Raw genomic sequence first — 13,881 nt, 5'->3', positions numbered from 1 at the left:
CCTCTGTCTGACGGTAATAATTGCCGGCAGTGATAATTCATTATTTGAATCTTTAGACTTCTGGATGTCTAAATGTCCAAAAAAGATGTCATACCTCACCGGCTCCGGCAAACGAGAAAATTTCACGGGTGTTGAAAAAAATTCATCTTCACAGGGCGGAAACGGATCCCTGACTGGCAAACGCGTAGCGTTCATCTTCCCAGCCGGTGATACCGCCCAGCATGATTTTGACCGGCAACCCGAGTCGCGCCAGCTTCAGCGCAGCCCTGTCCGCGCCGTTACAGTGCGGCCCCGCGCAGTAAACGACAAACAGCGTGCCGTCCGGCCACCGGGCCATGCGTTCAGCAGTAATCTGGCTCCACGGCATGTGCAGTGCGCCGGGGACATGACGTCGGGCAAATTGTTCCGCACTCCCTACCACATGCAGCAGCACGAAGTCCTGCTCATGACTGGCGATGGCATGATGCACATCGGCACAGTCGGTTTCGACACTCAGGCGACGCAGAAAATGGGTAACGGCTTCCTGCGGCTCGGCAGCCGGAAATTCAGTAACATAGCTCATGATCCTTCCTCATCTTTGGCGTTTGTGTTAACACTACTCTATCCACAAATTCAGCCCATGAATGCGCTTGCTTATGCCAGAAAACAGCAAAAAGATGACAAACTTAAGACAGGTTTCCCGCCCTCAGGTGGTGGTGCTGGCGTATGACGGCCTCTGTACCTTTGAGTTTGGCGTGGCGGTTGAGATTTTTGGCCTGCCACGTCCTGAGCTGGGCGACGCCTGGTATCGCTTTGCTGTGGCAGGTGTGGATAGCGGAGAATTGCGGGCGACGGGCGGGATCCGCATGGTGACTGATGGTGATTTGAGCCTGCTTGAGTCTGCGGATCTGATCGTGGTTCCCGGCTGGCGGGGACTGGACGCGCCGGTTCCCAGGGCCCTGTGCGACGCATTGCGCCAGGCCAGCGCTCGTGGATGCCAGCTGCTGTCCATCTGCTCGGGTGTGTTTGTGCTGGCCGCAACGGGACTGTTGAACGGGCGCAAAGCCACAACCCACTGGCGCTACATTGAGGCGCTTAAAGCCCGCTACCCTGACATCGACGTGGTTGAAGACGTACTCTATCAGGACGAGGGGGATATTCTGACTTCTGCTGGTAGCGCGGCGGGCATCGATCTCTGTCTGCACGTCGTCCGCCGGGATTATGGCATGGAAACCGCCAACAGCGTGGCGCGTCGGCTGGTTATTCCTCCCCACCGGGATGGTTCGCAGCCGCAACAGCTGAGCCGCCCGGTGGCACAGCTACGGGAGAGCCAGCGTCTGGGACAGCTGTTTGATTTCCTGCACAACCATCTCGTTGAACCGCACAGCGTCGACTCGCTGGCGCGTCGGGTGGGCATGAGCCAGCGTACCTTCCTTCGTCGCTTCGAGGCGGCAACGGGAACGACACCGTCGCGCTGGCTGATCAATGAGCGTCTGTTGAGAGCAAAAGATTACCTGGAAAGCAGTCGGTTGAGCATCGACAGCATCGCTGAACAGACCGGTTTTGGACAGGCGGCGACGTTGCGCCACCACTTTCGTCAGCAATTTGCCCTTTCGCCGGCCCAGTACCGCAAGCAATTTTCGCGTCCAGGTCCTGCCCGCTGAGGGATCCCCACAACATAATACCGACACAGACGCCCCTCTCCCTGAGGGAGAGGGCTGGGATGAGGGGCACATACGCGAAATGGCAAAAAAAAACCGCCATTATCTGGCGGTAAATGCTTGCATGGATAGATTTGTATTTTGGTCTCTACGTCCCCGACGCTCCATGGTCGGGCTGCGGATCCCTTACAAACTAACACTGATTAACTTAACGAAAGCTAAACAGCTCTATTAACTCGCCTTCGTGTTGATTTGCAAATAACGCATCAGACCCTGTTCGGCGCTCTGTTTTGCTTCATCATTAATCGCTTCGAGATAAAACGAACGCGAAACACCATAGGGGGCTTTTTCAGAAGGATACACCGCAAACTGGAATACTTTTCCTCTTGCCTGATGCAGGCAATCTAATTCCCAGCGTTGATCGTCTACTTTTTTGCTATTGCAGGCTACACGCCCGTAATCGCTGGTTAAATATGAACCAACACGGGTTTCTGCGGACTGAATATATTCTGGTTCGTCATTCCCGATATAGCGAACCCCTGCCGTAGCACCCACGGCAGCCACGAGGAGCGCAAACGCGATTATTTTTTTCATTTATTAAGACTCATTCCTTAGCCAGAGAATCCCTATTATATAGGATTATCCCTAATTCAAACGCCTGTTTATGGTCCAGAAGTGGTAGTTGACAGTGCTTTAGGCGCATTTAGGATATTTCTTAAAAACAATTCTGAGCCAACACTATTTGACATTTTCTTTGCCGTACTTTGAATTATTGAATAATAACACTAAGAAATAATCGCCATGATTATCCCCGCAACGTCACTCAGCGGTGAAACCATGATTAAAAAAGGGTTATCTCTCGTCATGCTTATTTGTGCGCTGTTTTCAGGGCAGCTTATGGCCGGGCACAAAGGGCATGAATATGTATGGGTAAAGAATGTGGGGCATCAGCTGCGGCACGAGGCCGACAGCGATGAATTACGCAGCGCAGCGGAAGAGTCAGCGGAGGGTTTGCGCGAACACCACCTGTGGCAGAAATCGCGCAAACCGGAGACGCACGTAAGGTAGTTAGCTCCCCTTACGTTTTGGCAGGGTTTTCATCAGATCGTCAGGACTGACGGAAGCGACAATGCTGCCCGGCTGCGGCATTTTGAAAATATGGTTTTTCATCTTGCCAATAACATGCATTTCGCAGGGACGGCAGTCAAACTTCAGGGTAAGGACTTCATCACCGTTGACCAGCTGCATGGGCGTCGCTTTCCAGCTCTTAATATTGCCTTTTGCCTGTTTCGGGCACAGATTGAAGGCGAAGCGGAGACAGTGCTTGGTGATCATCACCGGCACGTCACCCTTCTCTTCATGCGCTTCATAGGCCGCGTCGATCAGCTGCACACCGTGGCGATGATAGAATTCACGCGCCTTATGGTTGTAGACGTTCGCCAGGAAAGATAAATGCGTGTCCGGGTATACCGGGGCCGGAACAACTTCCGCTTTACGGCTACCGCGTGGATACTGGGCCAGACGCGCTTCATCCAGCAGCTCTGCCGTTTCACGGCGGAACTGGTTAAGCAGGCTGTTCGGCACAAACAGCGCGTCCGGCAGGTTAACCTCGATAGCGCGCGCGTAGTAAATCGTCTGCCCCAGCTTCGCCACGCCATCCTTCAGGCTGTTAAGCGCTTTTTCCGCGTTGTTTGCCACCTCGAACAGGCCATCCAGCGTATGCGTCACGCTGATACCGTCTTCACAGGTCATGGTCAGAATCAGCTGTTCTTCCCAGCCGCCAAGCTCGATATCCACCGCGATACGACGCTCGCTGGAGGTTTTCAGCAGCGCCTGCTGCCAGTTATGATCGAGGTTACGGTTAAGTGGCGCGTTCGGACGCGCCTTGTAGAGATCGGCAGGCATTTCATTCGGCCATACGCGATAGCGATTTTCACCGGTTTTTTCCACCGTATTAGCCCTGAAGCCCACCACTTCACGCTTAATCATCACGTTCAGGCCATCGCCATTCGCCAACGGCTCCGTCACTTCAACATCAAGATGATCTTTCGCCACCTTCAGCACTTCACCGACCGGTAAACCGATGAACTTCGGTGAGTCGAACGCGCCGATATCGCCTTTACGGGCGTTCACGAAATAGTCCGTGCTGCCGCGGTGGAAGGTTTTGTCCGTCGACGGAATAAAGAAATGCTCGGTACGACCTGCCGACGCGCGCGCCAGATCGCCGCGGTCTTCGATGATGGCGTCCAGCATCTGACGGTAGTGCGCGGTGATATTCTTCACGTAGCTCATGTCTTTATAACGCCCTTCAATCTTGAAGGAACGGACGCCCGCATCAATCAGCGCGCCCAGGTTGGCGGTCTGATCGTTATCCTTCATGGAGAGGAGGTGTTTTTCGAACGCCACTACGCGGCCCTGATCGTCTTTCAGGGTATATGGCAGACGGCAGGCCTGCGAACAGTCGCCACGGTTGGCGCTACGGCCCGTCTGGGCGTGGGAAATGTTGCACTGACCGGAATAGGCCACGCACAGCGCGCCGTGGATAAAGAACTCGATCGTCGCGTCTGTCGCCTGGTGGATATCACGGATCTGATTCAGGTTCAGCTCACGGGCCAGAACGATCTGCGAAAAGCCGACGTCGGAGAGGAACTTCGCCTTCTCCACCGTGCGGATATCACACTGGGTACTGGCGTGCAGTTCAATGGGCGGAATATCCAGCTCCAGAACCCCCATATCCTGAACAATCAGGGCATCGACGCCGGTCTGATAGAGATCGGCGATCAGTCGTTGCGCAGGCTCCAGCTCATCATCATGAAGAATGGTGTTCAGGGTCACGAACACTTTCGCCCCGAAACGGTGGGCGAACGGCACCAGGTCGGCAATATCGCGCAGGCTGTTGCTGGCGTTATGGCGGGCACCAAAGCCAGGGCCGCCAATATAGACGGCGTCCGCGCCGTGAAGGATCGCTTCACGGGCAATGGCGGCGTCACGGGCCGGGCTTAAAAGTTCAAGATGATGGGATTGCAGGCGCATACTTCGTCGTTATCCGTTATGGTCAAAATGGCGGCTATTGTAGTCAGAAGTCTACGACAGCGAAACAGTTTTGCGTAGCCTCAGCGGGGATAATGGATCAGAGAGTGAAAATGCACCGGCCGGTCGCTGCTGTTGCGGTAGGCATGCGGTTTATCACCGGCAAAACGGACGCCCGAGTCGGCATAAACCGTCTGCCATTCGCCGTCGATTTTCATCTCCAGCTCTCCGCTAATGACCACCACATGTTCAATCACGCCCGCCTCATGGGGCGTGGATTCGCTCAGGGCACCCGCCGCCAGCGTAATAGAGAAATGATCGAACCTCAGGGTCTCATCCCACGGAAAGAGCGGTTTGACGACCATCGCCTGCTGCTGGGGATCAAACACAGCCTGCCTGTCTGCCTCTGGCGTGATGAACGCGGAAAACGGAACGTTCAGCCCGGTGGCGATTTTCCACAGGGTCGATACCGTCGGGCTGGATTCATTGCGCTCAATTTGGCCGAGCATCGCTTTCGACACGCCGGCCTCGTCCGCCAGCTTTGACAGGCTCCAGCCACGTGCCTGACGCAGTGTTTTCAGTGTTGCTGCAAGATGTTGTGTGATGTCCATGTTCCCTCCTGGTGCCGATGATCATACCACTTGTACGCTATAACGCACAGTGCTACCGTAATACGGACGTTATAACGCACAACGGAGTTGCCATGCGCCCTTCCTCTCATCTTATTCCAGTCACACTGGCTGGATTTGTCGCCGTCCTGGTGGGTTATGCCAGTTCGGCCGCCATTATCTGGCAAGCCGCCGCCGCGGCAGGTGCCAGCGCGCAGCAAATCGCGGGCTGGATGACCGCGCTGGGGATTGGGATGGGGGTCAGCACGCTGGCGCTCTCCTGGTGGTTTAAAGCGCCGGTACTGACGGCCTGGTCAACCCCCGGGGCCGCCCTGCTCGCCACCAGCCTGCAAGGGGTGACGCTGTCTGAAACTATCGGTGTATTTATCTTCGCTAACGCGCTTATTTTACTCTGCGGCATTACGGGGCTTTTCGCTCGTCTGATGACGCTGATCCCCCATTCGCTCGCGGCCGCCATGCTGGCAGGCGTGCTTCTGCAGTTTGGCCTGCACGCGTTTGCGCATCTTGACGGCCACTTTCTGCTGTGCGGCAGCATGATTGCCGCGTGGCTGCTGGCAAAAGCGCTGGCGCCGCGCTATGCCATCGTGGTTACGCTGCTGGCAGGTGGTCTCGTGGCATGGATAAGTGGTGACGTTGCCACCGATAAAGTCAGCCTCTCCGTTGTGATGCCTGAGTTTATTGCCCCCGACTTTACTTTTACCAGCCTGGTGAGTATCGGTTTGCCCTTCTTCCTGGTGACCATGGCCTCACAGAATGCGCCGGGCTTCGCCACGATGAAAGCCTCCGGCTACTCGCTGGCGGTCTCACCGCTCATCATCGTTACCGGTGGCCTGGCGCTGCTGCTTTCCCCCTTTGGCGTCTTCTCCATCTGCATCGCGGCCATTACCGCCGCCATCTGTCAAAGCGCTGATGCCCACCCGGATACGACTAAACGCTGGCTGGCGGCCATTGCAGCCGGTGGGTTTTATCTGCTGGCTGGAGTTTTCGGCGGGTCTATTACCGGGATCATGGCTGCACTGCCGCTGAGCTGGATCCAGACCCTGGCGGGGCTGGCGTTGCTTGGAACCCTCAGCGGGAGTTTATTTCAGGCCCTGAATCATGAAGCCGAACGTGACGCAGCCATCGTCACGTTTCTGATGACCGCGAGCGGCGTCACCCTTCTGGGCATCGGTTCGGCATTCTGGGGGCTGGTGCTGGGCGGGATATGCTATGCCCTGTTTTCACGCGCTCGCCGCGCGCAGCTGGGACGGCGTCATACCCATCACGCTGCGGAAACGGTTACTGAAGTGGCTGGCGGAGTTAAATCCGCAGGCCAGCGCGATGTCCGTTAGTGGCATTGCGCTATGCTGCACCAGGTTTTTTGCTTTTTCCATGCGTCGCTGCATCACGTACTGATGCGGTGCCAGTCCCGTCGACTGGCGGAACATGCGGGCAAAATGGTATTCGCTGAGGGCTGCCTGCGCCGCCAGCTCGGCCAGGGTTAACGGCTGGCCAAGATGCTCTTCTATGAAGGCCAGCACGTTGCGCAGAACGAAAGGCGATAACCCGCCGGTGACGATCGGCAGCTTCCACTGAACGTTGGAGTAGTTTTGCAGCAGATGGGTCATCAGCAACGTGGATGCTGTACTCAGGGTGAGCTGATTGGCCTGCTGCTGCCAGTCGCAGCCAAGTAAAAACTGGCGATACAGCGCGGTGATCTTCGGGTCACTGCCAAAAATGCGTTCGTCCAGCGTCAGCGACAGCGGCCGCTTATCCCAGATTTTTTCGCTCACGTCGCGCAGGTGTTCATCGGTGCAGTAGAGATGGACAAACGACAGGTCATCACGGATATCCCACGTCGATTCACTCTCTTTCGGCATCAGGCAGAAACGGTCCGGTCCCCCGCCGTTCTTCCAGCCGCCCGGCGTTTTTTGATAGCTCTCATAACCGTCGGCCACGTACAGGCTCAGGGTGTGATGATTGCTTTTAACCGTTATCGTATCGTGCTTGTTGTACCACGCCGCCAGTTGAATACCCGAGTTCAGCGAGACCGTCTCCCGCAGGACGGCATTCTGCTGACTAAGCGTTTCAAAGGTATCGTAAGCGTGAGACATAACCGTTAGCGCGTGAGTGATCGAACTGTCAGTCTAAGAATTGTTGTTCCCCGTTGCCAGTCCCCCGGAGAGAAAAAAGCGCAAGATTTTGCAAGTCTGCCGCAAGCCGGTGAAAGCCCACGGCGCTTTTCAGCGCCATACTGCGGGCTTTCGTGGTTTGAGAAGAGAAATGATATGAACGCATTATTATACGGACTGGTCGTGGTCATCTGGGGAACCACCTGGATTGCCATTTTCCTGCAGCAAGGTCCCGTGGCGGCCCCGGTGTCGATTTTCTGGCGTTTCGCCGTGGCCAGCGCCACGATGATGGTGGTGTTACTTGCCCTGCGTCGACTGCGTAAGCTGGCGCTACGGGATCACCTTTTTTGCATGCTTCAGGGATGCTGCGTTTTCTGCTTTAACTTCTGGTGCTTTTATACCGCGGCCGCGCACATCAATACCGGGCTGGAATCCGTCATCTTCTCCATGGCGGTGCTCTATAACGCCATTAATAGCTTTATTTTCTTTGGGCAGCGCCCGCCCGCGCGTTTCTGGACGGCGGCGGCATTGGGTCTGGTCGGGATTATTACCCTTTTCTGGGACGATCTACTTGCCAGCGGCTGGAGCGTATCGCTTCTGACGGGCATTGGCCTTTCTGCGCTCGGAACCTATGGTTTCTCGCTGGGCAACATGATCAGCATGCGCCATCAGCGCAGAGGCCTGGAAACCATGACCACCAACGCCTGGGCGATGCTTTACGGTACGCTGGTGATGGGCTGCATTGCCCTCTTCAGAGGGGACAGCTTTACCCCGGAATGGACGGTGAGCTACATCGGCGCACTGCTCTATCTGGCTCTGTTTGGTTCGGTGATTGCTTTCGGCGCTTACTTCACGCTGGTCGGGCGTATTGGCCCCGGGAAAGCGGCGTACAGCACGCTACTCTTCCCGCTGGTAGCGCTCTCCATCTCAACGGTGTATGAAGGCTACGTCTGGCATCTCAACGGGATCGTCGGTTTACTGCTGATTCTGGGTGGGAATATGGTGATGTTCACTAAACCCGAAACCTGGTTCAGGCGTTTACGGACGGCGTAAAAAAACGGCCTGCAATCTGCAGGCCGTGCATGATTTATTTTGCTGTTTTATGCACATCAAACATGGTGGCATCTGTCGCCATATCATCCACAACCTGCTTCAGCGTCGCAAAGGTCATTGGCGTACTTTCGTTGCTCAGCTCTTTACCTTCGCCCTTACGAACCACCTTCATCACCGGTTTGTTGGTGGCTGCGTCGATCAGCTCACCTTCAAAGAAGAGATGGGTATCCATGGTGCGATGGCCGGTTGCCATCTGCGTCCCCGCCACCACCAGCGCGACAGGCACCACTTCGTAGAACTGCAGGCCTTCTTTCTGCGAACTCACCCCTGTAATGGCACCCCGGAAAATCAGGCTATGTTTACCTGGTGTCGCCACTATAGGCTTACGAGTACCAATAGCCGTTTTCATTTTGGTATTGGTGTAGTTCAACAGCTCATCAAGGGTTTTCTGCCCAATCTGAGTGGTCGGTTTAGGCGTAGGGTAATAGGTAATCGGCGTCCAGATAATACTGTCGTAATTCGCTTCGTTATAATTAGGATCGACCCAGCGCAGCGTCGGTTTGCCCGTCGCAGATGTCGTCTGTTGCAAGCCGGAGTAATCTTTTAAAAAGCCTGAATATTGTTCGGGGGCGGCGACTTTTGAAGAACAGCCTGCCAGGGCCAATAAACCAGTAAGCACTGCAACTTTAAAAAAAGTTTGAGTACGCATGATAGTTTTCCATGTTATCTGCAAGTATGCATTTGAAGTTATAGCAAAAGTCAGGCGGGTTTGTTGTGACAAAAAATGATGTAAGTAGCACAAATTGCAAAAAGAAGGCCCGGCTTCATACCGGGCAGCGAAAAATTACGGATTGATATCCACCTGCCAGAAGATATGTTTGCCAAACGGATCGATTTCGTAGCCTTTCACCTCCTTGCGCACCGGCTCGAAAATCGTTGAGTGGGCAATCATGACCGCCGGCATCTGGTCATGCATCATCTGCTGGGCCTCTTGATACAGCGCCACACGTTTATCGTGATCGGTTATCGATTTTGCTTCGGCGATGAGGTTATCAAACGGTTTATAGCACCATTTCGCCGAATTGGAGCCGCCATTTGCCGACGTACAGGTAAACAGCGGACCAAAGAAGTTGTCAGGATCGCCCGTTGCGGTCGTCCAGCCCATCAGCGCAGCCTGATGCTCCCCGCCCTTCACCCGCTTGAGGTATTCTCCCCATTCGTAAGTGACAATGTGGGTTTGTACGCCGATTTTCGCCCAGTCAGCCTGAATCATCTCGGCCATACGTTTCGCATTCGGGTTATAGGGCCGCTGCACCGGCATCGCCCACAGGTCAATGCTCACGCCGTTAGCAAGACCCGCCTCTTTCAGCAACGCTTTTGCTTTTTCAGGATCGTACGCGTAATCCTTTAGCTCGCTGTTGGCGCTCCAGACGCCGGGCGGCAACAGATTTTTCGCGACGGTTCCGGTGCCGTGGAACACCGCGTCGATAATGGCGGGCTTATTGATGGCCATCGCCAGCGCCCGGCGGACGTTCACATTATCCAGCGGCGGTTTTTGCGTATTAAACGCCAGGAAACCGGTATTCAACCCGGCTTTGCTCATCAGGTTAATATTTTTATTGGCTTTCATGCGCGGCAGGTCCGCCGGGTTCGGGAACGGCATTACCTGACACTCGTTCTTTTCAATTTTGGCAGAACGTACGGAGGCATCCGGCGTGATGGTAAACACCAGCCGGTCCAGCTTTGATTTGCCCTGCCAGTAGTCGGCAAACGCCGTGAACAGGATGCGGGAATCTTTTTGATACTGCGCCAGCTTAAACGGCCCGGTGCCGATCGGCTCCATATCCACCTTCTCCGGCGTGCCTGCTTTCAGCATCGCATCGGCATACTCGGCAGAGAGAATCGAGGCAAAATACCAGGCCAGATCGGCGACAAACGGCGCTTCCGGGTGTGCCAGGGTAAAGCGCACGGTGTGGTCATCGACTTTATCAATGGCGGTTATCAGGCTGCCAAACTCCAGGCTTTCAAAGTTGGAGTAGCTGCCGTTAGAGACGTTGTGATAAGGATGATTGACGTCTTTCTGGCGCATAAACGAGAAGATCACGTCATCGGCGTTAAAGTCCCGGGTCGGCGTGAAGGATTTATTGCTCTGAAATTTCACGCCCTGGCGCAGATGGAAGGTGTAAACCTTACCGTCATCGCTCACCTCCCAGCGCTCTGCCAGGCTCGGCACCAGTTCTGTGGTGCCGGGTTTGAAATCGACCAGCCGGTTATAGACCGGTACGGCGCTGGCATCCACGCTGGTGCCTGAGGTATATAACTGAGGATTAAAGTTTTCCGGTGACCCTTCGGAGCAATACACCAGCGTTTTCGCGGCAACGGAGGAACTGACCGTAAGCGCAGCAAGTGCCAGCATTAATGTTGTGCGTTTGCTTGTCATCATTTATTCCTGTCTTTTTAATTCGACGGCTAATTAATTCTTTTGCCATTTCATAAATAACATTAAAGTGATGTGGCAAACACCCGAAAAATAAATAAGGAAGAAAACGCTATGGGCACGCCGCTTTCCAGACAATTAACACATCGCTTTTTCCGCTATCTCGCCATTACCAGTCAGAGCGATCCCAGCGTCAAAACCTTACCCTCAACACCGGGGCAGCACGAGATGGCACGAGAGCTGGCGCAGGAGCTGGCACAGCTGGGTTTAGACGACATTGTGATCGACGAGTTCGCCACGGTAACGGCGGTTAAAAAAGGTAATGTACCTGGTGCACCGCGCATTGGATTTATTACTCACATTGATACCGTGGACGTGGGATTATCGCCGGATATTCATCCACAAATATTAACGTTTACCGGTGAAGATCTCTGTCTGAATAAAGAGAAAGGGATCTGGCTACGGGTAAGTGAGCATCCGGAAATTCTGTCTTACCCGAATGAAGAGATTATTTTCAGCGACGGTACCAGCGTATTAGGCGCAGATAATAAAGCAGCGGTGACCGTGGTCATGACCGTGCTGGAAAACCTGACCGCTGAGCATAAACATGGCGACATTGTGGTCGCGTTTGTACCCGACGAAGAGACTGGCCTTAAGGGGGCAAAAGCGTTAGATCTGAAACGCTTCGACGTCGACTTTGCCTGGACCATTGACTGCTGCGAGCTGGGGGAGATTGTCTATGAGAATTTTAATGCGGCAGCCGCTGAGATCCGCTTTACCGGCGTAACGGCGCACCCGATGTCTGCTAAAGGGGTGCTGGTAAACCCGTTATTAATGGCGACCGACTTTATCAGCCAGTTTGACCGCCAGCAAACGCCAGAGTGCACGGAGGGCCGTGAAGGCTACATCTGGTTTAACGGCATTCAGGCCGGGCAGAACGAGGCCGTTCTGAAGGCCAATATTCGGGACTTTGACAAGGACAACTTTGCTTCCCGCAAGCAGCAGATTGCTGATGTCACCGCACGGATCGCCGCCCGGTATCCGACGGCAAAAGTGGACTATCGCATTGAAGATACTTACAGCAATATCAGCAATGCGATTGGCGAAGACAGGCGTGCCATCGATCTGATGTTTGCGGCGATGGAATCACTGGGTATCACCCCAAAACCGACGCCGATGCGCGGCGGTACAGACGGCGCAGCGCTCTCGGCAAAAGGGTTGCTCACCCCGAACTTCTTCACCGGCGCGCATAACTTCCATTCGAAGTTTGAATTCTTGCCGCTGTCGTCGTTCGAGGCGTCTTACCACACTGCCCTGCAACTCTGCCTGCTGGCCGCGCGTTAAGCAGGCTTGCGCGCCAGCATCGTAGCAAAGCGCAGCTTGATGCGGTTGCCGTGTTCATCGGTGCGGTGCAGTTCGCCAACCTCTTCGTTGTATTTGAGCAACTCCCAGCCTTCATAGTAGTTGCTCAGTTCACCGCTTTTAAACGCAAACGGGAAGCCGACGGTGCACGGATAATCCGCCGTGTCCATCGCGGCAACGATCAGGTTATAACCGCCAGGTTTGGTGCAACGCTGCATATTGGCGATAAGACCCGGGATGGTTTTTGCCTCAAGGAACATCAGCACCACGGTAGACAGAATAAAGTCATACTCGCCGTCAATGCTCAGGTTGTTGAGATCCTTGATGGCCGAGTGAAGATTCTCAATGCCTTCTGCCGCTTTGATGCGCTCGATATTATCGATGCTCATCGGATTTTTATCCCAGGCAGTGACCTCGTACCCGTTGGCCGCCAGATAAAGGCTGTTACGGCCATTGCCACAGCCCAGATCCAGGGTTTTACTCGGTTTCACGATCCCCGCGCTGTACACCACCTCTGAGTGTGTACGGGTTAAACCATATTTCTCTGTGAAGTAATTTTCATCGACGGACATTATTTTTCCTTAGATTGCATAAGCAGTGCTTTTTCAGTGCGCAGCAGAAGTTTGCCCTGAAGCAGCAGAATAAAAGTACGGACCAACAGGATCCCAATGATGACGTTGGTGAAGATAAAAAGCGGTACGGCAATCACGTGGAAAAAGCCCGACGGGCTGCTGTGCCCCAGATGCAGCCCGGTGGTTGCCAGTGCGGATATACCAAAGGAGAAACTCCAGAAAGAAGCATTAAACGGCTGGGATACGTACCAGGGCAACAGACGCAGCATAAACAGCAGTTGCAACAGGCCATAACCGAACAACATTTTGGCAAAGGTGTCGGCTTCACCACCGTTAACGCTAAACCAGGCGCTACAGGCCACCAGCGCGGGCGCAAGCTGAATCCCCAAAGAGGTGCGCTGCGCGGTCGGAAGTTCTCCGGCACTGCGAAGGCGCTGAAGAATAACCGGCTCCAGGCTGAGCCAGGAGAAGACACCCGCCCCCAGGAACACTAAACCGGCGTCGTTAAACCCCAGGGCGCCGCACGCCATGGCGCTAATAAAATTATTCGCCACGGTTGGCAGATATAAACCCGGCGTCGTGGCTTCTTGCGGATGGTTGCCGCGCCAGAGTCCCGCGCTTTGCCAGGCGGAATAAGACAGCTGTGTCACCACCCCCACGCCAAAAAGCACGACTGAAATCGGGCGGCACCAGGGCACAAAACCGATGGCGACCAGCATCGTCGTCGCCGGAAAAAGACTGACAAAGCTACTCATCACCGGATGCCTCATCTCTGCCAGCACGCTGCGCGGGAAACGGATCGCGCGGATGATAAAGGCCACCGTCAGCAAAAACCAGCACGTAACGGCAAGGGCCACCAGCGCATCACCCGGCCACCGTGTCACCGGCCAGAGCGTGCTGGCGTATCGCCAGGCGAAACCCATGCCAATGATGCCAAGCACCATGCCAAAATACCCAGCGGGCAAGTTAAGCACTTTCTGTGGGGGATTGAGTTTATCCATTAATTTTAATTTTTAAAATGTATTTTAAATGCCATTTTAAGGGGTT

Annotated in this window: 14 protein-coding genes; 5 read left to right on the top strand and 9 right to left on the bottom strand. The window is 54.6% G+C overall.

All coding sequences use genetic code 11. The annotated features are described in order from the left end of the window. Nucleotides 1-148 precede the first annotated feature (148 nt). Nucleotides 149-562, bottom strand: coding sequence for a rhodanese-like domain-containing protein (locus L3068_RS11655; RefSeq protein ID WP_014883814.1), 414 nt, complete (start codon nt 560-562; stop codon nt 149-151). Nucleotides 563-635: 73 nt separating this feature from the next. Here L3068_RS11655 and ftrA point away from each other — a divergent pair, with 73 nt between their 5' ends. Continuing rightward, nucleotides 636-1,643 (top strand): transcriptional regulator FtrA, encoded by a 1,008-nt coding sequence (gene ftrA, locus L3068_RS11650; protein WP_117581671.1) that lies wholly within the window; start codon nt 636-638, stop codon nt 1,641-1,643. A gap of 228 nt (nt 1,644-1,871) precedes the next feature. On the opposite strand, the gene L3068_RS11645 is transcribed toward ftrA, so the two are convergent. Further along, entirely contained in the window at nt 1,872-2,234 is a 363-nt protein-coding gene (locus L3068_RS11645) for a hypothetical protein (protein ID WP_014883812.1), read from the bottom strand. A 243-nt stretch (nt 2,235-2,477) separates the two neighbouring features. Here L3068_RS11645 and L3068_RS11640 point away from each other — a divergent pair, with 243 nt between their 5' ends. Beyond that, entirely contained in the window at nt 2,478-2,708 is a 231-nt protein-coding gene (locus tag L3068_RS11640; RefSeq protein WP_014883811.1) for a DUF2554 family protein, read from the top strand. On the opposite strand, the gene L3068_RS11635 is transcribed toward L3068_RS11640, so the two are convergent. Both L3068_RS11635 and L3068_RS11630 read right to left on the bottom strand, forming a co-directional pair. Next, nucleotides 2,709-4,673 (bottom strand): peptidase U32 family protein, encoded by a 1,965-nt coding sequence (locus L3068_RS11635; protein WP_023330399.1) that lies wholly within the window; start codon nt 4,671-4,673, stop codon nt 2,709-2,711. Between the two features lie 80 nt (nt 4,674-4,753). Beyond that, on the bottom strand, nt 4,754-5,281 hold the full coding sequence (locus L3068_RS11630; RefSeq protein ID WP_014883809.1) for a helix-turn-helix domain-containing protein: 528 nt from the start codon (nt 5,279-5,281) through the stop codon (nt 4,754-4,756). 92 nt (nt 5,282-5,373) lie between these two features. Between L3068_RS11630 and L3068_RS11625 the strand changes: the two genes are divergently transcribed. Further along, the gene (locus L3068_RS11625; RefSeq protein ID WP_023330397.1) at nt 5,374-6,630 is read left to right on the top strand and encodes a benzoate/H(+) symporter BenE family transporter; all 1,257 of its coding nucleotides are present in this window, start codon (nt 5,374-5,376) and stop codon (nt 6,628-6,630) included. On the opposite strand, the gene L3068_RS11620 is transcribed toward L3068_RS11625, so the two are convergent. After that, nucleotides 6,520-7,392 carry a helix-turn-helix transcriptional regulator gene (locus L3068_RS11620; RefSeq protein WP_117581669.1) on the bottom strand — a complete coding sequence of 291 codons (873 nt, stop codon included), beginning with the start codon at nt 7,390-7,392 and terminating at the stop codon, nt 6,520-6,522. The two genes, L3068_RS11625 and L3068_RS11620, sit on opposite strands and share 111 nt — an antisense overlap. Nucleotides 7,393-7,566: 174 nt before the next feature. On the opposite strand from L3068_RS11620, the gene L3068_RS11615 reads away from it, so the two are divergent. Further along, nucleotides 7,567-8,463, top strand: coding sequence for a DMT family transporter (locus L3068_RS11615; protein ID WP_023330396.1), 897 nt, complete (start codon nt 7,567-7,569; stop codon nt 8,461-8,463). A gap of 34 nt (nt 8,464-8,497) precedes the next feature. Here the strand turns inward: L3068_RS11615 and L3068_RS11610 are convergent, their stop codons facing one another. Both L3068_RS11610 and L3068_RS11605 read right to left on the bottom strand, forming a co-directional pair. Further along, on the bottom strand, nt 8,498-9,172 hold the full coding sequence (locus L3068_RS11610) for a DUF3313 domain-containing protein (protein WP_023330395.1): 675 nt from the start codon (nt 9,170-9,172) through the stop codon (nt 8,498-8,500). Nucleotides 9,173-9,307: 135 nt separating this feature from the next. After that, complete coding sequence (locus L3068_RS11605; RefSeq protein WP_023338317.1) at nt 9,308-10,903, bottom strand: ABC transporter substrate-binding protein; 1,596 nt, start codon at nt 10,901-10,903, stop codon at nt 9,308-9,310. A gap of 111 nt (nt 10,904-11,014) precedes the next feature. Between L3068_RS11605 and pepT the strand changes: the two genes are divergently transcribed. Beyond that, complete coding sequence (pepT, locus tag L3068_RS11600; protein ID WP_117581667.1) at nt 11,015-12,244, top strand: peptidase T; 1,230 nt, start codon at nt 11,015-11,017, stop codon at nt 12,242-12,244. Here pepT and tehB read toward each other — a convergent pair. Together tehB and tehA are read right to left on the bottom strand one after the other, a co-directional pair. Continuing rightward, nucleotides 12,241-12,834: a tellurite resistance methyltransferase TehB gene (gene tehB, locus L3068_RS11595; protein WP_117581665.1), complete on the bottom strand. Its 594-nt coding sequence runs from the start codon at nt 12,832-12,834 to the stop codon at nt 12,241-12,243. The two genes, pepT and tehB, sit on opposite strands and share 4 nt — an antisense overlap. After that, complete coding sequence (tehA, locus tag L3068_RS11590) at nt 12,834-13,835, bottom strand: dicarboxylate transporter/tellurite-resistance protein TehA (protein WP_059372947.1); 1,002 nt, start codon at nt 13,833-13,835, stop codon at nt 12,834-12,836. Before tehA ends, tehB begins: the two co-directional genes overlap by 1 nt. Nucleotides 13,836-13,881: the final 46 nt, after the last annotated feature.

Source organism: Enterobacter cloacae complex sp. ECL414 (assembly GCF_021869685.1).
Lineage (GTDB): Bacteria > Pseudomonadota > Gammaproteobacteria > Enterobacterales > Enterobacteriaceae > Enterobacter > Enterobacter kobei.
Note: the sequence above shows the minus strand (reverse complement) of the source record. Positions and strands in the feature narration are given on the sequence as shown.